Raw genomic sequence first — 22,018 nt, 5'->3', positions numbered from 1 at the left:
GTAATTATACTTACTGGTAAATATAATTTACTAGAAATGATCCATTAATTCAATGACAATGAAGAAAGCGAACGGTATCTTCATCCTTACAGAGCCTAAGGTTGGATACGGGGACGAATCGCTGATTGCTGCAGTCATTGAAGATGGGCATCGAAATATAATGATTAAGAAGGTGTTATAGCTTTGACAAAAAAGGCAAAAAAGGTGAAATGGAATAAAATATTATTATGGGGCTGCCTGCTCATCGTAGTTGTTGTTATTGGTTTATGGGTGTACTTAAATTCCATAACTTATAGTCCTTCCCAACAAGCAGAGTTCGCTTCACAGAGTGATGATCAGGTTAAAGTAACGAAGGTCAAAGAGGGTTATAAATTTGAGCCTGAAACTGGAAAGATTAACGAGCCTAATATTATTTTTTATCCAGGCGGGCTAGTCGAACCGGAAAGCTATTCTCTCTTTGCGAGAGAACTGGCTAAACGGGGACATCGAACATACATTGCCGAGATGCCTCTTAATTTGGCCATATTTGGTCAAAACAAAGCGGACTCTTTTCTGGAAGAACATCCAGATGAGTCGTTTGTAATTGGGGGACACTCTCTAGGAGGCGCATTTGCAGCCAGATATGCTAATGAGCATAGAGAGGAGCTTGAGGGGGTATTTTTCTTGGCTTCCTATGCTGACGAGTCCGGAACATTAAAAGATACGGATCTGTCTGCGCTGCAAATTACAGGTACAGCGGATGGAGTGCTTAATCAGGAGGTTTGGGAGAGCTCCAAGACGAACCTGCCTGAAGATACCTTTTATGTTAGTGTAGAAGGAGGCAACCATGGACAATTCGGATCCTATGGGAAGCAAAAAGGGGATAATGATCCAGCCATTGATGAAGAGGAACAATTACAAGAAGTTGTTACGGCTATAGAGGATTGGATCACCGAAATTAACAATCAATAATCATACTGAAGAACCGCGGCGAACAGTATTGCTGCGGTTCCTTTTTGTCATTTAATATCGGAATAGATCGAATGTGAAACCTCTAAATATTCACAGCGTATCAGACATTTGGAAGTGAATGATTTCTTGTGAATAAGAATGATCATTATTTATGTGTTTTACGGGGGATTTCTGAATATCGACACACATGAGTCTATTGAATGGAGAATGATCATGAGAGAAAGAATGGATAACAATGGATTGTCCGGCAAGCAGGGTACACACTTCATGAAGGCGATGGTATACGATACCTATGGAACGCCAGAAGCTCTAAGATTAGATAAAGTAGCAGTCCCTGTGCCCAAGGAAAATGAAGTATTGATTGAAGTCCATGCGACCTCAATAAATTCCTGGGATTGGGATCTGCTTCGTGGAAAGCCATTCGCAAACCGTATCGGTGCATTTCAGCAGCCTCGTTACCGAATTCTGGGCGCTGACGTAGCAGGAAAGGTAATTACGGTTGGAGCGGATGTCACCAGATTTAAACGAGGAGATGAGGTGTTTGGGGATCTTTCTGGATGTGGCTGGGGTGGATTCGCAGAGTATGTATGTGCTAACGAAAATGCCTTAACACCAAAGCCTGCTGCAATCAGCTATGTTCAGGCAGCCGCCATCCCTCAGGCAGCCGTTCTAGCCCTGCAAGGTCTGCGTGACAGGGGAAGACTGCAACAAGGCGAACGTGTTCTTATTAACGGAGCCGGTGGGGGAGTAGGAACGTTTGCCATTCAATATGCCAAATTGCATGGAGCAGAAGTGACAGGAGTAGACAGTGCAGAGAAGCTGGATATGCTGCGAGCTATAGGTACGGACCATGTCCTTGATTATATGAAAGAGGACTTTACTACAAGGGGGATTAAATACGATTTAATTCTTGATGTCGTTGGAAATCGCTCCGCATTTTCTTTAAAACGAGCACTAAACAAGGGCGGGAGATATGTGATGATCGGCGGCACGATGTTTCACATTTTCCAAAATCTATTGCTCGCCCCTTTCGTTTCTAGAATAGAAAAAAAGAAAATGATGCTGCTCATCCACAAACCAAACGACGGAGATCAGCAGGTGTGGAAGGAACTTGTCGAAATAGGACAGGTCTTGCCGGTAGTTGATAAGGAGTACCCACTGAGTGAAGCAGCCCAGGCATTTCGAGATATTGGAGAAGGCCGGTTGAAAGGAAAAGCCGTCATCGTTATGAAGGGTTAGACAGTAAAGTATTATTGAACAGCAAAGACTTGACTTTGTAAGCTACTACGTGATACTTTATAGCGGTAGTAAGTAATACTGCATACCAGTCATACAGAATAGTGAAGGGTGAATGTGTTGGAAAACTTAACGGAAATGCTCAAAGGTGTGCTTGAGGGCTGTGTCCTTGAAATTATAAGCCGCGAAGAAACCTATGGATATGATATTACCCGGAGATTAAACGCCCTCGGCTTTACCGATGTTGTGGAGGGAACAGTGTATACCATCCTGATCCGACTTGAAAAGAACAAACTGGTGGAGGTTACTAAGAAGCCTTCAGACATCGGACCACCACGAAAATTTTACGCAATCAACGATACAGGGCGTAAGGAGTTACAGAAGTTCTGGGTCAAATGGGAGTTCGTATCCTCAAAAATGAATGAGTTAAAGGAGGGGATAGAATGAATTTTTGGGAGAAAATTACCGGCAGTGATATGACGAAAGAAATGAAAGCTTTTGATTCGCGTGCGAAAAAGCTGCCTGCAGATTATCAAGCCGCATGGGAAGAGATTAATATCAATCTCTGGCCTCACTCCGATTTCTCAGGCCGTAATCTGATGCCTATTCTAGACGGTGTACTTGGCCTGTTCGAAGAAACAGCGGCAGAGGGTCAGAGTGTCCAAGAGGTGCTTGGTGGTGATATTAAAGGCTTCTGTTCAGCACTGGCCGGCGAAGAAGGAGCAAAGTCTTATCGAGATAAGTGGCGTGATCAGTTCAATAATAATATTGCCAAAAAATTAGGTAAATAGGAGGGTGAAATGCGAATACAAGATATCATCGAAGGCAAAAAGGAATGGCGAGCCCACGTTGCACGTGTCAAAGCGCTCCCGCAGGATTATCAGATTGTCTACAAAGAAATTCAAAAATATCTCTTTAAGGTGGGTCCTGTAGAATTGACCGAAGGAACAGGTTTGCTCTCGGGGATTGTCGATCTTTTTGAAGAGGGTGCTGCCTCGGGTAAAGGTGTGCTCGAGGTAACGGGCAGTGACGTAGCTGCTTTCTGCGATAACCTTATCAAAGATTCAAAAACCTATGCCGATATCTATCAGGAGTCTAATAATCAAAAAGGTAGTTAACTTATCTAAAAAACCTTATGGAGCATCTTACATCTACAAAGCTCCATAAGGTTTTTTGAAATTACTAGATTTGTGTACCTATTTAACGTTATCCAATTCTTAGCGCACTTGTACACAGTGGTTCAGGGTTTCTCGTATACTAGCATAAATGTCATCTTTCTCATATTTCAGTATTGGCATCGTGTCTTCGGGATCTAGATAGGCATCACGGCTTTGAATGACAGCAGTGACATCCAAATGGATGCCATGCTCTTTACCAGCGGACATGACCTGAGCATTATGCTGTTCCATTGCTGGTTTCATGGCCTCAAGTGGAACTTCCACAATCTTAGTATTCGTCTGACCAAGTTCATCAGCGATCATCTGGAAGAATTCGGTATGCTTCATATTTGTATCACAGATCGCGTATTTCCCTTGGTGCTGACCAAATTCGATGGCGCCAACAGCCGCCTGTGCAACTTGCTGTGCGGTAACCATAGCAGTGCCGCCCGGTAATACGGGTACGCTGTCCTGGTCTCTTACTCTATCAACCATCATCGTCCATAGCGGCGTCCGACCCGGCATTGTACCAAAAATATACGGCAAACGGAGTGTCATAACATCCATCTGACCATGGCTTTCCATGATTGCAATTTCCTCCTGCAACAAGCGTGTACGTGGATATGCATGATGTGTTTTGAGGTTAAGATCGGTCCATTTTTCTGCAAAGTGTGCAAAGTAAGAGCCGAACAAGACAAATTTTTTGACACCAGCTTGTCTGGCAAGTCGGGCTAGCCGCTGGGTAGGCAAAACATTTGCTTCGTAAAAAAACTTCACAGCAGGAGCGTCAGGAACGATTCGCTCATCCGCACCTGCCGCATAGATGAAGGCATAGACACCATCCAGAAGCTTAATAATTTCTTCGTCTGTATATTGGTTGAGGTCCCCGTATAATTCCTCGATTTCTTCAGGGAACAGGCTGTCAGCAACAGCTGGAGGAAGTGAGATACCAGACACTTGATAATGACGCTTATTTAGTTCTAAAGCTGTATAATAACCAAGAAAACCGGTTTGACCAAGAATAAATACTTTTTTCATGTTGAGTCACTCCTTAACGCTTTGTTAGTTTTATAGTTTCTCTTACCCCATAAGATTAAGACCTTAACGTAATAAAATAAGTGAAGGTTTTCACAGTTAACATCAATGATTGGAAAGAAGTGTGAGGAATGGAGGTGATGAAGCTACGGTATACCGACATTTGGGAGATATGCTATAAGTGCTGCGAAATCTTCTTGTATAATTCCAGTATACTTCATTGTGATCAACTACCTACGGCAGGAATTCCGTGTCAACTATCGAATTAGTAGAGCAATTCAGGGAAATCGAGGGATATGGATGTATAAATTGATGATCGTGGATGATGAAATGCTGATGCGAATCGGAATCCGTTCCTCGTTATTGTGGGAAGAGCATGGATTCCGCATTGTCGGAGAAGCAGGGAATGGCAAAGAAGCTCTCGAAATTGCGCTTGAAAGCACTCCTGATTTAATCATTACGGATATCAAAATGCCACTTATGGATGGCCTGGAGTTGATACGTGAAATATCGAAGAGATTTCCGGACTGCAGATATGTCATTCTTAGTAATTTTGATGAGATAGACTATGTTAAGGAAGCACTTAGGCTTGGTGCGCTGGACTATTTAATCAAGAGCGAAATCTCACCGGCATCGCTTACAGACTTGCTGACAAGAATTCGTGGAAAAATGTTGTCCAAGATTGGCAGCGAGGATCGCTTGTTTGCGGCGCCGTTTCATTATACGCAGAGCTTGACTCATCTGAAGGAAAACTTCTTTAAGGATTTAATAAGTGGCCTTCCAATTGGGGAACAGGCTGCCGTCAAGGCGGAACAGCTTCAGGTTCGCTTAAATCCGCATGATCTTGTGATCATCAAATTCAAAATGGATCAATTCGAAGAAGTAAGAAAGAAATACAAGGAGAAGGATGAGAAATTGCTGCGTTTCTCGATCTTGAATGTCATTAAAGAGGTGACACCGACAAGAGCCGACTGCGAAATTATTGTGGAGAGCTCTTCCGAATACCTGGTAATCCGCAATGCAGCTCCAACGGAGGAAGGGTCTTGGCGGAAGGACATAGAGAAGCTGAACAATAAGATTCTCGGGTCCATGAAGGACTTCATGAATATCACTTTTTCCGTCGGAGTGAGCACGATCGTTCCGGATCTCATATCTCTGAAGAGGGCATATCGAGAGGCAGATACCGCATGGCGGCATCGTTTCTTTACCGATAGCAGCAGCGTTCATTTCTTTACAGATGCGACAGTCTCAACCAATCGCGCAGGCGGTCAATATCCATTGATCCGAGATCTTGAGTATGAGCTGCGACTTGTTCTTGAAAGTCATAAGGTGGAGAAGATAAGTAGCTACTTGGAGCAATTTCGTATGAAGCTAGTGGAAGCGTGGGCTGACGAGTATGCTGTCCGCAAGGCCTACGTACTGTTCCTGGAAATCTTCAATACTGAGTTCTCCCAAGCTTCAAGGGAGCTTCTGTTATCCGATAGAATGTCACCTTATGAGTCTGTCTCTGCTGCTGAGACATGGAATGAACTGCACCGGATTGTGCAGGATTATGTGCTGGAATGTTTGCAAACGAAAACCCGCACCATGCAGGAACTCAGCTATGCAGACATCGCTGTCGACATCATCCGTCAGTACTACGCGGAAGATATCACCCTCCAGAGCGTAGCCAGTCAGATTAATGTGAACTCATCCTATTTGAGCCGAGTATTTAAACAAGAGAAGAATGAAAATTTTGTCTCGTATTTGACTCGCGTTCGTATCGAGAAGGCAAAGTCATATTTAGAGGATCGAAGATTACGTATATATGAGGTAGCAGATAAAGTTGGTTACCACAATTACACGTACTTCAGCAAAATTTTCAAAAAAATCGTCGGTGTAAGTCCTGAAGAATATAGAGGTTAGAATTTATGAAAGCGGTTGCGAGATATGAATTTTGAAAGGATACAGGTGCTGAGATGAAAATAACAGACATTAATGATTATTCAGTTAGCTTGGAAATGGGCGAATCGGTACTGCTGCCGCAGCGTGTAGAAGTTCGACTAGAAGGTGGAATAAAGACAACCTTTCCAGTGGTGTGGGAAGAGATCGATTCGACTCTACTCGAGCGGCCAGGTACGATTACCGTAGAAGGAGTAGTAAAAAATGAGGAGTTCCCGGATCCGCTTGTGATGAATCGGGCCGATCCTTACGTGCTTAAACATACAGATGGTTACTATTACTTTACAGGATCTGTGCCCGAATACGATCGAATCATACTGCGACGGTCCAGAACGATCTGCGGTCTATCCAATGCGGAGGAGATTGTGATCTGGACGAGACACGGAGAAGGCGAGATGGGCAGCCATATTTGGGCGCCAGAGCTTCATTATATAGATGGAAATTGGTATCTTTACTTCGCTGCCGGAAGGTCCGATGATAAATGGGCGATTCGTCCGTATGTTCTTGAATGCATAGAAGATAATCCACTAACGGGGCGGTGGATGGAGAAGGGCCGAATCAAGCTGCCGGTCGAAAGCTTCTCCCTCGATGCGACTACGTTCAAACATCGGGAAGAGCGATATTTAGTATGGGCCCAGATTGTCGAGGACTCTTGCCTGTATATTGCTAGGATGGATACGCCTTGGTCCATTGCGACAGAGCCGGTTAAGATCTCTTCGCCAGAGTATGAGTGGGAGATTCAGCGGCATCGTGTAAACGAGGGGCCCGCTGTTCTGGTCAAGAATGGCCGCGTCTTCATGGCATACTCGGCCAGTGGGACAGACGACCGTTATTGTATGGGTCTGCTGACAGCGGATGAGACGAGTAATCTGCTCGATCCATCTTCATGGACAAAGTCGCAGGAGCTAGTATTTGTCAGCAATGAGTCGACTTCCCAGTTTGGTCCCGGGCATAACAGCTTTGTGATGTCTAATGATGACTACGAGATCCTGTTCGTCTACCATGCGCGTTCCTATAAGGAAATTACCGGCGAGCCGTTATATGATCCTAATCGACACGCCCGTGTACAGCAGCTCTTGTGGCTCTCTGACGGTACACCTTATTTCGGGGAGCCGGGCTGGACACTTGAAACGGCAGGCCACACAGCAAAAGCGAAGATTACGATACGTAAAAAATAATTCAGACTAATGAACAAGATGAATAGGGCTGTGAACCATACTTTAGATGGCTTACAGCTCTATATTTAGTGCGCCCGGCATGGGCGATAGCTCGGCGGTGAAAGTCCGCTACAGGCTTGGCAGTAGGAACTGTTAGCCAAAGGCAAGGGTGTCCGCCGCGAGGCGGAATCTGAAGGAAGCCGGAGGCAAACCCTCGGTCTGACGAACAGGAATCACATACAAGGCATGACGGGACGGACGAGCTTGCTAATCAAAGCGAAGTCCAATACTGCCCGAATCCCGGCATGTAAATGTGGCAGATGGATGAGGGGAAGGCTATCGCTCTTACCCGGGGAGGTCTCACAGACGTCCGGTAGGAAAAAAAAAAAAAAAATCCGAAAAGACGGAGTAAAGCTTGCTGTGAGAAGTCAGCAGAGGCCATAGTACCGAGAAGTTTTTTTTTTCGGGAAGGGCCGAACAATCGTAAGCCTCGAGTATAGACTGGAAGGAGCATCGGCACGATGAAAGCAGAATACCGAAAGGGCTGCCTGCAAAGGGATAGCATGGAATGCGAAGAGTATGCGGGAGCGCGGAGTGCCGGCACTCGGGAACGTAGAGAAAGAGGCGGTGCAACGGACATGCTTGAGAGGATACTAAACAGGGATAACCTGAACAAGGCCTACAAGCGGGTCAAACGTAATCACGGAGCACCGGGAATCGATGGAATGACAGTCGAGGAGGCACTACCGTGGTTACGGGAACACAGAGAGGGGCTTTTGGAAAGTATCCGGGACGGAAGCTACAAACCAAACCCGGTACGGCGTAAAGAAATCCCGAAACCAGATGGAAGTGGAGTGCGGAAGCTCGGTATCCCTACGGTAATAGACCGCGTGATTCAGCAAGCGATATCGCAGCAGCTACAACCCCTGTTCGAACCGTTATTCGCGGAAGGAAGCTATGGCTACCGCCCTGGGCGGAGTGCGCAGCAAGCCATTCGCAAAGTAAAAGAGTATGCGGAGCAGGGATACGACTACGCAGTAGAAATCGATCTATCCAAATATTTTGACACGCTGAACCATGAGCTGCTTATGAATCTTTTGCGCAAACAAATCCAGGACAAGCGGGTAACTGATCTGATCAAGAAGTATCTCAAAAGCGGGGTCATGGAGCACGGAGTGCGGCGCGAAACGGAAGAAGGATCACCTCAAGGTGGCCCGCTATCGCCGCTGCTGGCGAATATCTATTTGAATGAGTTCGACCAAGAGATGAAAAGCCGAGAAGTGAATGTGATCCGCTACGCAGATGACATTGTAGTGCTGGCGAAAAGCAAACGTGCAGCAACGCGGCTGTTGGAGTCCTGCCAGAAGTATCTAGAGAAGCGAATGAAACTTCAGATAAATCGACGGAAAAGCAAAGTCGTAAGCATCGTGGCCCGAAAGCATTTTAAATTCCTTGGTTTTGCTCTGGGAAAGAGCAGGGACCGAGTACACATCCGCGCCCATGGACAATCTCTTGCGAAAGCAAAGAAGAAACTGAAGGAACTCACGAAACGCAGCCAGGGCAAGAATGTCCGTCAAGTGATGGAGCAGGTGAAGGTCTATATTCGCGGCTGGATAGGTTACTTCTACGTAGCGGACATGAAACGGACTCTGCAGAGATGGAACGAATGGTTGAGAAGACGATTCCGTATGTACATCTGGAAACAATGGAAGAAGCCAAGAACAAAGGCGCAAAACCTGCGAAAACTGGGAATACCGGAGTGGCAGGCCTACCAATGGGCAAACTCACGACTGGGATACTGGCGCATCGCCGGAAGCCCGGTGTTGTCTCGTTCCATAACAAACAAAAGGCTCGCACAAGCAGGGTATTATGACTTCCCTGCTCAGTACGAGCATTTACGTAACTTGCACTTAAGCGGTTGAACCGCCGTATACCGAACGGTACGTACGGTGGTGTGAGAGGTCGGCTACTCAATTAATGGGTAGCCTCCTACTCGATTAAATAGGATAATTATTGCGTAGCTCACTGATACCACTGAATAGAGGTGCATGATGTGGAAGCGTGCTTCACTCTTTCGAATCAAGAACAAAATCATGGTCATTTGTCTGACCGTAATTATAATTCCGGTACTTGTGATGACCGTCAATTCTTATTATTCCTCCGAACGGTTATTGGCGCAGAATTACACGAAGCTGATGAATGATCTAGCCAAACAGACGAATATTCGCATTGACGAGTTTCTTAAGGAGATTGAGAAAATTTCGTTACTGGCCAGCAACGGACTAAGCAGCAGCGTTTCGGCGACTAACGAAGGCAGCTTTCCAATCCAAGATTACCTAAGAAATGGCGGCAAACAGAACAAAAATACGGCCTACAATATTTTAATGAACTACATCATGATGAAGGACCGCGTATTTTCCATTTATCTCTATAACCTTAACGGAGGAGAAGATCTGTTCGTCAGCCCCAACCAGCCCATCGACACAAGCTACAAAGTGGAGAACGAATTGTGGTTCAAAAAATTTATGCATTCAAAAGATCGCATCATCACGTTGACGACACGGATCGACAATCAACTGAAAAATAAAATATTGGCAGTATCACATGCTCGAAAAATTTATGATGTGGCCACTGGGAAGCTGCTAGGGGTGATTGTGGTCAGCATCGATATCAAATTCATTGAGATCGTGAATCGTAACTTACAGGAAGGCCTTCGTTCGAGGTTTATGATCGTTGATGAGGATGAGAAAATTGTCTATAACGTTAACGACCAGCTCATCGGCACGTTATTTCGGGACAATGTGCGTCCAGACGAATCATTAAACGTCGTTGCGGTCAACCCGCTTAGCCAGCAGAAGTGGACAACATATTTGTACATGCCTATGGAAGAGCTGACTGCCGATGGGGCTATATTGGGTCGTAATCTTGTAACCCTGGCGATCGTGATGTCACTGTTCGCTGTCATTATTTCCATCTTTTTATCCCATGTGATTACGCGCCCTATTAAGAAGCTCATACGGAATATCGGTTTGGTTGAAAAAGGACATTTCGAACAGGTCGAGCATATTCGCTCTCAAGATGAAATAGGATATTTATCGGTTCGATTCAATAAGATGTCCTACGAGCTAAAAAGGCTGGTAGAGAAAGTGCAGCAGGAAGAAATCGACAAAGCAGCAGCGGAGATGCGTGCACTGCATGCCCAGATCAATCCTCATTTTTTGTATAATACACTCGGGTCGGTTAAATGGATTGCATCCATGCAAAGAGCGGATAAGATTGTGGAAATGACAGAGGCACTGATCTCGATGCTCCGCTATGCGACAAGGTCCGATGGAACCTTGGTATCGATTCGCGAGGAGTTAGATCATATATCGAACTACATTACCATTCAGAATGTCAGGTATTATGGCTCTATTCAGATGAACTATGAGATTGAGGCTGATTCACTAGATTATCTTATGCCCAAAATGATCTTGCAGCCGATTATCGAAAATGCGATTTTTCACGGTTTTGCCGAACTCGAAGAAGGTGGCATCATTACAATCCAAATCCAATTCCTAGGGGACGACATAGCCATTAAAATTCATGACAATGGGGCTGGTATGGATCAGGAAACGATTCAGGATTTATTAGAGATGAATAGGACAGATGCAGATGATGGAATCAAGGGGATCGGAGTACAAAATGTGCAGCGGCGAATACAGCTTCATTTCGGTCAGTCTTACGGATTGCAGGCTGAAAGCATACTGGGAGAAGGTACGGTATTTACTATCATGCTGCCTGCGATATTCAATCAACCAGAGACCGTGAAATTTGCAGACAGGAGCTAGTCGTCGACTATTCCATTCGTTCGGAAGAGACACTCTGCGAAATAAATAAGAGGCTTGCAGCATTTGGCTGCAAGCCTCTTATTTACCCTTTGACGCTGCCGAGCACTAAGCCCTTGGTAAAGTACTTCTGCAAGAACGGATAAATGAGCAGAATCGGAATAGCACCTAGAAACATTTGGGCAGCGCGCCCGGTCCTAGCGTTCATCATAGACAGCAGCTGTGTATAATCAGTTCCTGATTTCAGCATAATCTGCTCAAAGCTGAGCAGAAGGGTCTGAAGATAGCTTTGCAGTGGATAATTGGCAGGATTGTTCATATAAATGATCCCGTCAAACCACGAATTCCAATGACCGACGATACTGAACAAGCCAACCGTTGCAAGAGCAGGCTTCAAGAGAGGGAGCAGAATACGGAGAAGGACTTGAAGAGGACCTGCACCGTCAATGATTGCCGATTCTTCGATTTCCTCCGGCAGCCCTCTAATGAAATTCATGAGAATAAGCATGCTGAATACAGGAAGAGCACCAGGGAGGATCAGCGACCAGATAGAATCGATCAGTCCCATTTTAACCACGACGAGATAAGTGGGTATCAGCCCTCCGTTGAATAGCATGGTCACGATGAAAAAACTCATATACACATTGCGGCCCATCAGCTTTTGCTTCGATTTGGCAAGTGGGTAAGCGGTGAGCATCATTAACACGAGATTTACCGTTGTTCCGAGAACGACCCGTTTTATGGCTACCCATAGGGAACTATAGAACTCCCCGCCTGTTAATGCAAATTCATAAGCCTTGGTCGTAAAATCGATGGGCCAGAACGAAACACTGCCAGCGGAAACGGCTGCGCTGCTGCTGAATGAAACGGCCAGCAGATTGATAAACGGCAGTATACAGAGTAGAGAGATTACAATGAGAATCGTGTAGTTAAGGATATGAAATAAGCGTCGTCCCATGCTTTTGTCTTCGATCATAATGGCAGTGCCTCCCTTAGAAGATACGATAGCCCGCTACCTTGTAGGCAAGGAAATACGACAAGGCAACCAGCACGCTGGAGATGACGGACTTGAATAATCCAATGGCTGTACCGATGGAATATTGCGCCTGTTGAATTCCAAGACGGTAGACGTATGTGTCGATAATATCACCGGTCTGATATACGACAGGAGAGTACAGGTTGTAAATTTGGTCGAAGCCGGCGTTGAGTACGTTTCCAAGCGAGAGTACGGTCATCAAGACTATCGTCGGCATAAGGAGAGGTAAGGTAATGTAGATCGTTTGCTTCCACCTCTTGGCACCGTCAATAACGGCTGCCTCATATATTCCTGGATCAATGCTGGTCAGAGCTGCTAAGTAGACCACCGTGCCAAAGCCAAATCCCTTCCAAATATCGCTTAAGATCATTGTCCATGGAAATAACGAAGGCTCGCCAAGGAAGGAGATCGGCCCCATCCCGAATACGCCCAGAAAGGTGTTAACGATGCCATCGGAGCTAAGAATATCCAGCATAATACCGGCCATGATCACCCAAGACAAGAAATTTGGGATATAGACAAGTGTCTGAAATGTTCGTTTGATAGCATTGTGAGCTACTTCGTTCAGAAGCAAGGCGAAAATGACGGGTACAACGATGCCGCCGATAATTTTAAAAGCGGACATATAGAGCGTATTCCAGATCGTTCTTACAAAGTTAGGCTGACTAAATACGTGGGCAAAATTATCCCACCCGACCCAAGGCGAGTTAAAGCCCAGGCCAGGATTGTACTTTTGAAATGCAATAATGAGTCCGTAAAAAGGGATGTAACTAAAGATGAATACCAAAACAATGCTAGGTAACAACATGAGATGGTAGGGGCTCTGCTGCTTTAATTTTCTGAGCATTCCTAATCCTCCGTTCTTGAGTGAATAAGGGCGTGGATCGGTTTCTATAAATAAAGGAGAGGAGAACGTACGCATCCTCTCCTGACAGCAAACGGTTATTTCCCGTATTTTTCGTTAACTGCCTTGGTGGCTTCATCTCCACCAGCTGACCGCCAGTTCTGAACCACCGTATCGAAGTAGTCAATATCTTCACCCATAATGATCTTCGTGAAGCCCTCTGTCAGGATATCGTCAAGTGTTGTACCGTAGCTCGCCAGTTGTTCTGGCATGGCTCCCCACATTGCCGTCTTGGTATAGTTTCCGCTGTCCAGGATATGCTTAGACAGGCCGTACGCCGTTTTTGGAGCACCTTGCTGCAAATAATCGCCGACGGCTCCTGGTGTTGCATTTTCCATAAATTCCACGCTGTTGTTATATTTCTGCCACATCCCGGAAGTTATCAGTCCGCTGGTATCCTTGGATTTAAGGGCTTCCGATACAGCCTCGTATTGCTCGTAATCGGAATTCGGATTGAGAACCCGGAACGCCCCGACCACATGGGCAATATCATTGTCCAGTAAGGCTGACAATTCTTCCTCGGATTCCTTGCCTGCACCTTCGTCCACAATGTAGGCATAGTCATTTAAAAGATTGATGACTTCCTCAGGATGTTCGAACCCTTTTTTCATAACGATATAACTGCCGTTCGCGAAGAAGATCGATTGCTTCGCTTCCTTACCATCGACCGTAGGGATGAGATATGGATAGAATATGGCATCCTTACCCAGATTCGATACGGTATCTACACCTGGGTTATAGCCCCACCACTGGTAATAAGGCTGGATACCAACTTTGCCTGCTACGATATCCGCGTTCATTGCGTTGAAATCCTTGATCGCAAATTCCGGATCGATGATACCTTGCTTATACCATTCCGCCCATTCTGCCAGCGCAGCCTTCATCTCGGGTTGAATGGAGCCGTATACGAGTTGTCCACTGCTATCCTCAATCCACATATCCGGATGAGCATTCCAAGCGATGGCGAGCAGATTCAGGTAATCCAGCGTTTGGTCTACGGCAATGCCGTAACCTCCGTGTTTTTCCATAAACTTCAGCGCAATGTTCTTGATGTCTTCTACAGATTTGGGGTCATCAAGCTGAAGCTCTTCCTTCCAATCGTTTCGTATCCAGATAAAATCCGGCTGTTCGATCAATCCCCAGTGCATTTGTGGAATTCCATACAATTTTCCGTCCTTCTTGCCTGATTCATAGCTGTCTGCATCGGCCTCCATGTAGCCTTTAAGGCGCTCTGATGCTTTTTGATCAAAGACCTCCGTAAGGTCCATCACCATATCCGCTTCGATCAGCTGCTGCAGCTGGGAGGGATTGACTCTGAACACATCGGGGAGGTTATTCGATGAAATGGCTAGATTGAGCTTCGTATCATACTCATCACTGACCCAGTCCGTTTTGACGTCGATATTGAACTTTTCTTTGTACCGCCTAATCCACACGTTGTTTGTAATATCGTCTCCAGCAGGGTATTTTGCGGAAGTGTATTCAGAGGTCACCGTGCGAATGGTTACGTTCCCAGAATCCTTCGTTCCTGAATCCGTATTGACCGAATCCTTTCCTGTACTGCTGTCATTGCTACAGGCTGCCAACAAAGCGGTTGAAATACATAGAGATAGAATTAAAGCTGCCGTTTTCTTAGCCATACTTTGTTTCCCCCTATTCACAATATATTTTCATGAAAGACTTGCTTGAAAATATTGTAAAGGAGGAGGGTATAAAGAGATATCAAAGTTATTGACGAGAAGCGGCAACTTTTTTACCTATATCATGAATAGGCCGGAAGACAAAGCGTCAAACGTGCACAAATTTTACTTTGTACATTCTTTTTTTACTGAGAGAACTTAACTCACTTTGCTATATGAATTCATTTCTGTTTGCCTACACGGGCTCAACCCTTCTACCATATGATAAAAAATCATGGATAGAAGAGAGGTTAAGCCTTGAAGAGAAAAGGAAGTAAATATGGCGTTTCTATTGTTGTATGTACGAATAGACCGCAATTTTTTAATAATATCCTGACAAATTTTAATAGACAGCAATACAAGAACAAAGAGCTAATTATCATTCTGAATCATGACAGCATGAATCTAGAATCGTATCGTAACCGCATTCGAGCGTACGCCAATGTAAGTATATTCCAAGTTCCCGAAAGGATATCATTAGGACAATGCTTAAATGCAGGTATCGAGCGTGCCCGCTTTCCGTTAATTGCGAAGGTTGATGATGACGACTATTATTCCGCCTATTATTTGAAAGAACAAGTAGGAGCACTGAAGAGGACCAACAGTGATATCGTAGGAAAACATTCTTGTCTCGTATATCTAGGCGCTTCAAAGAAGCTATTGATCAGATCCCCTGATGAGGCAAGCAAATTTGTTGAATTTGTACAAGGCGGGACGATACTGTTCAAGAAGGAAGTTCTTAGAAAGGTTCGATTCACCGATCGGTCAGTAGGCGAAGATGTTACGTTTCTGAGACAGTGCAGGAAGAGAGGATTTAAAACATATGCTACCTCACCTTATAACTATGTGTATCATCGCAGGCAGAACAAGAAGAGCCATACATGGAGAGCCGATGACGAGTTTTATCTAAGAGGCAGCAAATTGATTACGGTCACAGACCAGTTTCGTCCGATTGCAGATAAAGAGTTCTAATCGTATTAACGAAGGAGCAGATTGCCACAGCAGTCTGCTTCTTTGTTATCAATAAGCTATAGTTCATGTTTTTTTGTGAATTATACTTTATAATATTCTAATATTTCAACAAAATCTGGAGGGAAAGCACATTGAATGCAAAAGAAAAAATGTTGAATCAGGAATTCTATATTCCTTGGGACAAAGAACTAACAGATGACAGGGAAAGAGCTAAAGATTTATTGTTTGAACTCAATAAAATAGCTCCATCAAAGCGTGAAGAGAGAAATCACATCATTCAAAAGCTTATTCCTTTTATCGGGGAAAACCCATGGATTGAATCACCCTTTAATTGTGATTATGGTTATAACATGACAATAGGCAACAGTTTTTACGCCAATACAAATTGCACCATATTGGATTGTGCTAAAGTAACAATTGGGAATGATGTCCTGTTTGGGCCGAATGTCAGCTTGTATACACCTAATCATGCATTCGATGCAGGAGAACGAAAAATGGGGTATGAGCGTTCATTGCCCATTACTATAGGTGATAATGTTTGGTTAGGAGGTTCCGTGACGATAGTTGGAGGTGTGACAATCGGAGATAACACAATCATTGGTGCTGGAAGCGTAGTGACAAAAGATATACCAGCTAATGTTATTGCGGCAGGTGTGCCTTGTAAAGTGATTAGACCAATTACTGATGAAGATAAATTAGGACTATAGAAATCGAGTACAAGTATTTAAGCCATTTTGTTTGATTATCCTATATCATTTTTGAAGTGATCCTGAAGAAGCGCCAACCTCCCTTTTTTTCGGTTTCCTCTCGTTGATAAGATAATTTCCTTTACCTCAATGAGTTCGAGGCGTATAATTCCTTCAGACATCAGAGAGAGAAGAGGGAAATTAATAATGAACAGCGGGTTGGTTAATGCGATTATTGCGTACATTATGTGGGGAGTGCTTCCGCTGTATTGGAAGCTCTTTGACAATGTGCCGGCAGGAGAGGTCCTGTCTCACCGAGTTGTCTGGTCGTTCGTCTTCATGGGTATACTTGTCGCATTACAGCGGCGCTGGGGGGATATGAAGCGAATCGTGGCCAGCAGGACGCTCCTGCTGTCACTTACTGCCAGTGGATTACTGATTGCTGTGAACTGGCTGATCTTTATCTGGGCGGTTAACGATGGGCATGTCGTTGAGACAAGCCTTGGTTACTATTTGAATCCGTTACTGAACGTGCTGTTAGCGGTCGTCTTCCTTCGTGAGAAGCCAAACCGAGGCCAATGGTTTGCGATTGCGATTGCTGGTGCGGCAGTGCTCATCATTGCCATCGATTATGGACGGTTTCCATGGATTGCGATTTCTCTTGCCGTATCGTTTGGATTATACGGACTCGCCAAGAAGAAAATCGCACAAGATGCTTCCGTAGGTTTGCTGTCAGAGACGGCTGTAGTCCTGCCTATCGCGCTTGGCTACTGGGTCTATTTGGCCGCAACAGGAAAGACAACAGCATGGACACTGCCTGCCCACACATTCATCGAGCTGCTGCTATCCGGTGTGGTTACGGCGCTGCCACTGCTCTTTTTTGCACGTGCAGCTGCACGGATGCCTCTGTCTACACTCGGTTTTGTTCAATACATTGGGCCGACGATTATGCTGTTACTAAGCGTATTTGTATTCAAGGAATCGGTATCGCCGGTTCTGCTCGTTGGTTTTGCACTGATCTGGGTTGCACTCGTTGTATACGCTGCAGCATCGATTCGAAGCACAAAACTCGCGAAGGCGAGCTGACAGCATTCTGGTAACCTCAATACGCCCATTCCCGCACCATAAGCAGGGAATGGGCGTTTCTTCATTATAATTAAAACAGGATAAGATTATGAAGTGGACAAACAACGAGGATCTAGGTTTCGATGAGAATAATAGCTTAATTTCTCAATAAGGCAAACGCCGATCCTGGCGATTGTAATTGAGTTTCACTGATCACGCACGCTAGCATCATGGATTCTTGTAATCGGCTTTGTCTAATATCACCCAGGTCAACAATCGTGGACCAACCCAGGTCCTTAAGAAGAGTGTTGACCTGATTTTTGGAGGATGGATTGTTCCCAGATATAAACATAATGGGAGAGCCTTCCTTGAAATGGGGATGAATCATAATCTTGTCGCTGACTGTATTTAATGTTTTAACAACATGACTTTCCGGTAACAGCTGTTGGATGACTTCTCCTGCTGATGTATCAACAAGCTGCAAGCGTGGACCGTCATCAAAATATACCGCATTGCTTACATCAACGACCGTCTTATTTTTGAAATAGACAGGATTAATTGTTTCAATGACATCTTTTAAGCAATACCATGGAAGAGCCAGAATAATCAACTCACCAAACAGCGCGGCTTCATGAAATGCTGTAATATCTCCTGCTGTACCTACTTCATGCTTCCATTTTAAATGTTTGGGATCATGTGAAACACGACTGCTGATGCAGACATTATAACCCGCCCTAATTAACCCTTTGCCTAACATTGTACCTACGTTCCCCGCGCCAAGAATCCCGATATTCATGTTCATTCTCTCCCTTCTAGGAGTGATTGTATGAGTTTTAATTCTTATGTACAATTAGGCACTTTTAAGTATCCAATCCGTTTGTATGTGCTTTGGTATATAATTGAAAATAAGTGAGGTGAGATAATGCCTGTCCAGCCGAGTGAATGTCCGGTAGAGTCGGTGATATCTATGCTAAGCGGAAGATGGAAAATTCCTATATATAGGCATCTATTCAATAACAACAAACCAGTACGGTATAGTGAACTGCAAAGGCATCTTCCATCCATTTCAAAAAAAATACTAACAGAGCAGCTACGTGAGCTTGAGGGTGACGGAATTATTGAAAGGAGAGCATATCCCGAACCAAGGCCAAGAGTAGAATATACGTTGACATCATCAGGAAGGTCTATGATTGTATTCCTTGATCAGATGAGCGAGTGGGGTCAGAATCATAATTGAATATGGTTAAAGTGGATTTATAGTAAGAATGAATAGGAAGTGTTTATTTGAATACCAGATTACAATCAGATTGTGAGAATTGCTTTGGAATATGCTGTGTAGCCTTACCCTATGCCAAATCAGCCGATTTTTCTTTTGATAAAGAAGGGGGAGTCCCTTGTCGTAACTTGTATTCAGATCATCGCTGCAGCATACATGAGCATCTGAGAGATAAGGGCTTTCATGGATGTGTTTCCTATGAATGCTTTGGAGCAGGACAACATGTTTCGCAAGAAATTTACAAAGGCAGAGATTGGAAATCCAATCCAGCGTTATCGAATGAAATGTTTGCCGTGTTTCCTATTGTTCAACAATTACATGAAATGCTGTATTACTTACATCAAGCCTTGGATTTAGAAGACACTCACACCATACATGATGAGTTACACAGCGTTTATGAGCAAACTTTATCCCTAACGAGACTTAACCCTAGCGATATATTGAATTTAGATGTAGCAAATCATAGGGCAATCGTGAATGATTTATTATTGAAAACAAGTGAATGGGTTCGAAAAGATTTCATTCAAAGCAATAAAAAAAGTAAAGTACGCAGAGGACTGGATTATTTAGGTGCAAATTTGAAAGGTATTGACTTCAGAGGTGCAAATCTACGAGGGGCCTTATTAATTGCATCTGATCTGAGAAAAGCTGACTTAAGAAAAGTGGATTTTATTGGGGCAGACCTAAGAAACGCTGATTTGTCTGGTGCAAATCTAACGGGATGTATCTTCCTTACTCAAGCACAAGTCAATTCGGCAAAGGGGAATCAACATACTCAATTACCCCGTTATTTGAAATTCCCTGCTCATTGGCTGGCAAAATCTTAGGCGGAGTTGGATTCATTACTTTCAATTAAACGGATGATTAATCCATCTTTTACGATACTGGAGCGGTGTAACACCCATATAGTCTTTAAATAATTTGCAAAAATACGACACATTCATTAAGCCGATTTCCTCTGCAATGACCAGGATCGGCTTGTTTGTCGTTGTTAACAATTGAACAGACTGATGTATTCTGCGAGCCGCAATGTATTGAGAAATGCTGACTCCGGCTGCTTCTTTGAATAAGTGAGCAAGGTGGTAAGAAGAGAGGTGTAAGGAAGCGGCTAAGTCGTCCAAACGATAAGGAGTATGATAGTTTTTTTCGATCCAGCTTAATATTTTTTCCACCTGGTGGTTTTTGCGCTTAACAGGAAGAATTGCCGAATTACCTTCCCGTTCAATCCACAGGGGATGAATTAAATGGAACAAGTTGACAAGAAAGAGTGAAACCTCCTCTGAGCGATTGGACTCGTCTATATTAGGGATACGCTCTTGGAAGGATTTGAATTGGTGAATGAGGATTTGCTGATCGTCAACGTCATACAGGCAGGGAAAGGGCAGATTACCTTGACAAATATGTTTAAAAAAAGCGTGAAGCACAGGCCATTTTTCGAAATAGGAATCATACAGACTGGGTTCAAAAATAGCCATGGATCTTTCAAAACATTGATCATTTGAATAATCCAATGTTAGATGATGAAGCTGATAAGGCTGAAATATACAGAGCATGCCGGGTTTAATCTCATAGCTTCGGTTATTTACGATCATCGTACCGCGCCCATCGTGGATGAATAGCAGCTCGATGCCCAGATGAGAGTGAAATGTTTCCCTATGTTCATTATTAATACTTTTGCGTCTGTACGCGAAATGCAGATTCTTTTCATTAAAATGATGAAGATCATATCGCATATTGCATCATCCTCCCAGCATGTATCTTCAATGCTACCAATATATCGAACCTTTTACAAAACCGCAATATAGCGTTATTTTATCCACATTACAGCATCACAATGAATACTCTTGTTGAGGTATGATCATGGTTGAGGACAACGTTAGGTAAAGGGAGGATGTGCAATGCAAAAGGTTGCGATTATTGGTGCTGGGGCCATTTCCAGAGCTCATATTGATGGTTTTTTACAGTTTAAGGATCGCTGTCAAATAGCAGCCTTATGTGATATATATCCTGACAAGGCTGAAGCAAAGAAAGAGGAGTATGGACTGGGCGCTAAAGTTGTCAGCGATTACAAAGAACTGCTTCATGACGGAATTGATCTCGTCTCCATCTGTCTACCTCCATATGAGCATGCACGGACAGCGATCGATTTTCTGAATGCGGGAATTCATGTTCTGGTGGAAAAGCCCATGGCTTCATCGCTGGAGGAATGTGATCTCATGATCGAAGCCGCCCAGAAGAGCGGTAAAGTATTGTCAGTGGTGGCTCAAAACCGGTTCACCAATCCAATCATGAAGCTTAAAAAGATGCTGGACACCGGGCTTGCAGGACCCATCCTGCATGCTCAAGTGGATTCCTTCTGGTGGCGCGGTCACTGTTACTATGATCTCTGGTGGCGTGGTACCTGGGAGAAGGAAGGAGGCGGATGTACGCTGAACCATGCGGTTCATCATATTGACGCCTTGCTCTGGATGATGGGACGTCCGAGTCAGGTTCAAGCATTCATGAGCAATGTTTCCCATGACAATGCGGAGGTGGAAGATCTATCGATTGCGATGCTTCGTTTTCCGAATGGGGCACTCGGACAGATCACCAGCTCGGTTGTGCATCATGGTGAAGAGCAGCAGTTTATTTTTCAAGGAAGGCATGCTCGAATTTCGGCCCCTTGGAAAATATACGCTTCCTCTTCGAAGTCGAACGGTTTCCCTGAAAAGAATGCCGAGCTCGAAGAACAGCTGCAACAAGCTTATGAGCGTCTGCCTGATCTGCCGTATGAGGGGCATGCTGCTCAAATTGATAATGTCCTGCGTGCTATTGAGACAGGCGAACCCCCATTGATTGACGGAGTTAGCGGACGTACGACCTTGGAAATGATCATGGCTATTTATACAGCGGCCAGTACAGGAGAGATCGTTAGTCTTCCGCTGGCTGCGGGGGATTCATTCTATACGCAAGCAGGCGTCAAACAGCATGCCATTCATTTCTATGAAAAAAGTGGTCATATCGATAATTTCGCTGATCAAGAGATTACTACAGGTACGTCATTGGAATAGTTAAATCCAATAATAGATGAGGTGAATCATAAATTTCATTGACGAT

General features: G+C 44.4%; 22 protein-coding genes. 16 read left to right on the top strand and 6 right to left on the bottom strand.

Annotation, left to right across the window (positions count from 1 at the left end):
• Positions 1-52: 52 nt before the first annotated feature.
• From TCA2_RS27865 to TCA2_RS12460, 6 genes are all read left to right on the top strand, one after another.
• Entirely contained in the window at positions 53-181 is a 129-nt protein-coding gene (locus TCA2_RS27865; protein ID WP_274337194.1) for a hypothetical protein, read from the top strand.
• A gap of 2 nt (positions 182-183) precedes the next feature.
• Complete coding sequence (locus TCA2_RS12480) at positions 184-951, top strand: alpha/beta fold hydrolase (protein WP_047911914.1); 768 nt, start codon at positions 184-186, stop codon at positions 949-951.
• Between the two features lie 213 nt (positions 952-1,164).
• A complete protein-coding gene (locus TCA2_RS12475) occupies positions 1,165-2,190 on the top strand; it encodes an NAD(P)-dependent alcohol dehydrogenase (protein WP_081872479.1) in 1,026 nt (341 codons plus the stop codon).
• 135 nt (positions 2,191-2,325) lie between these two features.
• On the top strand, positions 2,326-2,634 hold the full coding sequence (locus tag TCA2_RS12470; RefSeq protein WP_274338300.1) for a PadR family transcriptional regulator: 309 nt from the start codon (positions 2,326-2,328) through the stop codon (positions 2,632-2,634).
• Complete coding sequence (locus tag TCA2_RS12465; RefSeq protein WP_047911912.1) at positions 2,631-2,978, top strand: DUF1048 domain-containing protein; 348 nt, start codon at positions 2,631-2,633, stop codon at positions 2,976-2,978. The genes TCA2_RS12470 and TCA2_RS12465 overlap by 4 nt, the downstream gene beginning before the upstream one ends.
• A gap of 9 nt (positions 2,979-2,987) precedes the next feature.
• Complete coding sequence (locus TCA2_RS12460; RefSeq protein WP_047911911.1) at positions 2,988-3,305, top strand: DUF1048 domain-containing protein; 318 nt, start codon at positions 2,988-2,990, stop codon at positions 3,303-3,305.
• A gap of 99 nt (positions 3,306-3,404) precedes the next feature.
• Here TCA2_RS12460 and TCA2_RS12455 read toward each other — a convergent pair whose 3' ends face one another.
• Positions 3,405-4,382 carry an NAD(P)-dependent oxidoreductase gene (locus tag TCA2_RS12455; RefSeq protein ID WP_047911910.1) on the bottom strand — a complete coding sequence of 326 codons (978 nt, stop codon included), beginning with the start codon at positions 4,380-4,382 and terminating at the stop codon, positions 3,405-3,407.
• 297 nt (positions 4,383-4,679) lie between these two features.
• Here TCA2_RS12455 and TCA2_RS12450 point away from each other — a divergent pair, with 297 nt between their 5' ends.
• The 4 genes from TCA2_RS12450 (at position 4,680) to TCA2_RS12435 (ending at position 11,307) form a co-directional block, all read left to right on the top strand.
• On the top strand, positions 4,680-6,284 hold the full coding sequence (locus TCA2_RS12450; RefSeq protein ID WP_081872471.1) for a response regulator: 1,605 nt from the start codon (positions 4,680-4,682) through the stop codon (positions 6,282-6,284).
• A 53-nt stretch (positions 6,285-6,337) separates the two neighbouring features.
• A complete protein-coding gene (locus TCA2_RS12445) occupies positions 6,338-7,498 on the top strand; it encodes a family 43 glycosylhydrolase (RefSeq protein WP_047911908.1) in 1,161 nt (386 codons plus the stop codon).
• A 500-nt stretch (positions 7,499-7,998) separates the two neighbouring features.
• Positions 7,999-9,399, top strand: coding sequence for a group II intron reverse transcriptase/maturase (gene ltrA / locus TCA2_RS12440; RefSeq protein ID WP_047911907.1), 1,401 nt, complete (start codon positions 7,999-8,001; stop codon positions 9,397-9,399).
• Between the two features lie 126 nt (positions 9,400-9,525).
• Entirely contained in the window at positions 9,526-11,307 is a 1,782-nt protein-coding gene (locus tag TCA2_RS12435; RefSeq protein WP_152557723.1) for a sensor histidine kinase, read from the top strand.
• Positions 11,308-11,389: 82 nt separating this feature from the next.
• On the opposite strand, the gene TCA2_RS12430 is transcribed toward TCA2_RS12435, so the two are convergent.
• The 3 genes from TCA2_RS12430 to TCA2_RS12420 all read right to left on the bottom strand — a co-directional run bounded on the left by TCA2_RS12430 (position 11,390) and on the right by TCA2_RS12420 (position 14,884).
• Positions 11,390-12,280 (bottom strand): carbohydrate ABC transporter permease, encoded by an 891-nt coding sequence (locus tag TCA2_RS12430; RefSeq protein ID WP_047911905.1) that lies wholly within the window; start codon positions 12,278-12,280, stop codon positions 11,390-11,392.
• Positions 12,281-12,296: 16 nt separating this feature from the next.
• Positions 12,297-13,187 carry a sugar ABC transporter permease gene (locus TCA2_RS12425; RefSeq protein ID WP_047912007.1) on the bottom strand — a complete coding sequence of 297 codons (891 nt, stop codon included), beginning with the start codon at positions 13,185-13,187 and terminating at the stop codon, positions 12,297-12,299.
• A 95-nt stretch (positions 13,188-13,282) separates the two neighbouring features.
• Positions 13,283-14,884 (bottom strand): extracellular solute-binding protein, encoded by a 1,602-nt coding sequence (locus TCA2_RS12420; RefSeq protein WP_052511958.1) that lies wholly within the window; start codon positions 14,882-14,884, stop codon positions 13,283-13,285.
• Positions 14,885-15,181: 297 nt separating this feature from the next.
• Here TCA2_RS12420 and TCA2_RS12415 point away from each other — a divergent pair, with 297 nt between their 5' ends.
• The 3 genes from TCA2_RS12415 to rarD all read left to right on the top strand — a co-directional run bounded on the left by TCA2_RS12415 (position 15,182) and on the right by rarD (position 17,667).
• A complete protein-coding gene (locus TCA2_RS12415; RefSeq protein ID WP_047911904.1) occupies positions 15,182-15,895 on the top strand; it encodes a glycosyltransferase family 2 protein in 714 nt (237 codons plus the stop codon).
• Between the two features lie 131 nt (positions 15,896-16,026).
• The gene (locus TCA2_RS12410; RefSeq protein ID WP_238546372.1) at positions 16,027-16,602 is read left to right on the top strand and encodes a sugar O-acetyltransferase; all 576 of its coding nucleotides are present in this window, start codon (positions 16,027-16,029) and stop codon (positions 16,600-16,602) included.
• Positions 16,603-16,788: 186 nt separating this feature from the next.
• Positions 16,789-17,667 carry an EamA family transporter RarD gene (gene rarD, locus TCA2_RS12405; protein ID WP_047911903.1) on the top strand — a complete coding sequence of 293 codons (879 nt, stop codon included), beginning with the start codon at positions 16,789-16,791 and terminating at the stop codon, positions 17,665-17,667.
• A gap of 136 nt (positions 17,668-17,803) precedes the next feature.
• On the opposite strand, the gene TCA2_RS26175 is transcribed toward rarD, so the two are convergent.
• Positions 17,804-18,496 (bottom strand): NADPH-dependent F420 reductase, encoded by a 693-nt coding sequence (locus TCA2_RS26175; RefSeq protein WP_274520935.1) that lies wholly within the window; start codon positions 18,494-18,496, stop codon positions 17,804-17,806.
• A gap of 72 nt (positions 18,497-18,568) precedes the next feature.
• On the opposite strand from TCA2_RS26175, the gene TCA2_RS12395 reads away from it, so the two are divergent.
• Together TCA2_RS12395 and TCA2_RS12390 are read left to right on the top strand one after the other, a co-directional pair.
• The gene (locus tag TCA2_RS12395; protein ID WP_047911902.1) at positions 18,569-18,883 is read left to right on the top strand and encodes a helix-turn-helix domain-containing protein; all 315 of its coding nucleotides are present in this window, start codon (positions 18,569-18,571) and stop codon (positions 18,881-18,883) included.
• A 47-nt stretch (positions 18,884-18,930) separates the two neighbouring features.
• The gene (locus TCA2_RS12390; RefSeq protein WP_047911901.1) at positions 18,931-19,749 is read left to right on the top strand and encodes a pentapeptide repeat-containing protein; all 819 of its coding nucleotides are present in this window, start codon (positions 18,931-18,933) and stop codon (positions 19,747-19,749) included.
• Positions 19,750-19,770: 21 nt separating this feature from the next.
• Here TCA2_RS12390 and TCA2_RS12385 read toward each other — a convergent pair whose 3' ends face one another.
• The gene (locus TCA2_RS12385; RefSeq protein WP_047911900.1) at positions 19,771-20,655 is read right to left on the bottom strand and encodes an AraC family transcriptional regulator; all 885 of its coding nucleotides are present in this window, start codon (positions 20,653-20,655) and stop codon (positions 19,771-19,773) included.
• Positions 20,656-20,820: 165 nt separating this feature from the next.
• Here TCA2_RS12385 and TCA2_RS12380 point away from each other — a divergent pair, with 165 nt between their 5' ends.
• Entirely contained in the window at positions 20,821-21,972 is a 1,152-nt protein-coding gene (locus TCA2_RS12380; protein WP_047911899.1) for a Gfo/Idh/MocA family protein, read from the top strand.
• Positions 21,973-22,018 lie beyond the last annotated feature (46 nt).

This window comes from Paenibacillus sp. TCA20, assembly GCF_000732325.1.
GTDB classification, from domain to species: Bacteria; Bacillota; Bacilli; order Paenibacillales; family Paenibacillaceae; genus Paenibacillus; species Paenibacillus urinalis.
Note: the sequence above shows the minus strand (reverse complement) of the source record. Positions and strands in the feature narration are given on the sequence as shown.

Coding starts and splice junctions, on each gene's coding strand:
- TCA2_RS27865 (WP_274337194.1), top strand. CDS start 53: ATGACAATGAAGAAAGCGAACGGTATCTTCATCCTTACAGAGCCTAAG.
- TCA2_RS12475 (WP_081872479.1), top strand. CDS start 1,165: ATGAGAGAAAGAATGGATAACAATGGATTGTCCGGCAAGCAGGGTACA.
- TCA2_RS12470 (WP_274338300.1), top strand. CDS start 2,326: ATGCTCAAAGGTGTGCTTGAGGGCTGTGTCCTTGAAATTATAAGCCGC.
- TCA2_RS12465 (WP_047911912.1), top strand. CDS start 2,631: ATGAATTTTTGGGAGAAAATTACCGGCAGTGATATGACGAAAGAAATG.
- TCA2_RS12460 (WP_047911911.1), top strand. CDS start 2,988: ATGCGAATACAAGATATCATCGAAGGCAAAAAGGAATGGCGAGCCCAC.
- TCA2_RS12455 (WP_047911910.1), bottom strand. CDS start 4,382: ATGAAAAAAGTATTTATTCTTGGTCAAACCGGTTTTCTTGGTTATTAT.
- TCA2_RS12450 (WP_081872471.1), top strand. CDS start 4,680: ATGTATAAATTGATGATCGTGGATGATGAAATGCTGATGCGAATCGGA.
- TCA2_RS12445 (WP_047911908.1), top strand. CDS start 6,338: ATGAAAATAACAGACATTAATGATTATTCAGTTAGCTTGGAAATGGGC.
- ltrA (WP_047911907.1), top strand. CDS start 7,999: ATGAAAGCAGAATACCGAAAGGGCTGCCTGCAAAGGGATAGCATGGAA.
- TCA2_RS12435 (WP_152557723.1), top strand. CDS start 9,526: ATGATGTGGAAGCGTGCTTCACTCTTTCGAATCAAGAACAAAATCATG.
- TCA2_RS12430 (WP_047911905.1), bottom strand. CDS start 12,280: ATGATCGAAGACAAAAGCATGGGACGACGCTTATTTCATATCCTTAAC.
- TCA2_RS12425 (WP_047912007.1), bottom strand. CDS start 13,187: ATGCTCAGAAAATTAAAGCAGCAGAGCCCCTACCATCTCATGTTGTTA.
- TCA2_RS12420 (WP_052511958.1), bottom strand. CDS start 14,884: ATGGCTAAGAAAACGGCAGCTTTAATTCTATCTCTATGTATTTCAACC.
- rarD (WP_047911903.1), top strand. CDS start 16,789: ATGAACAGCGGGTTGGTTAATGCGATTATTGCGTACATTATGTGGGGA.
- TCA2_RS12395 (WP_047911902.1), top strand. CDS start 18,569: ATGCCTGTCCAGCCGAGTGAATGTCCGGTAGAGTCGGTGATATCTATG.
- TCA2_RS12385 (WP_047911900.1), bottom strand. CDS start 20,655: ATGCGATATGATCTTCATCATTTTAATGAAAAGAATCTGCATTTCGCG.
- TCA2_RS12380 (WP_047911899.1), top strand. CDS start 20,821: ATGCAAAAGGTTGCGATTATTGGTGCTGGGGCCATTTCCAGAGCTCAT.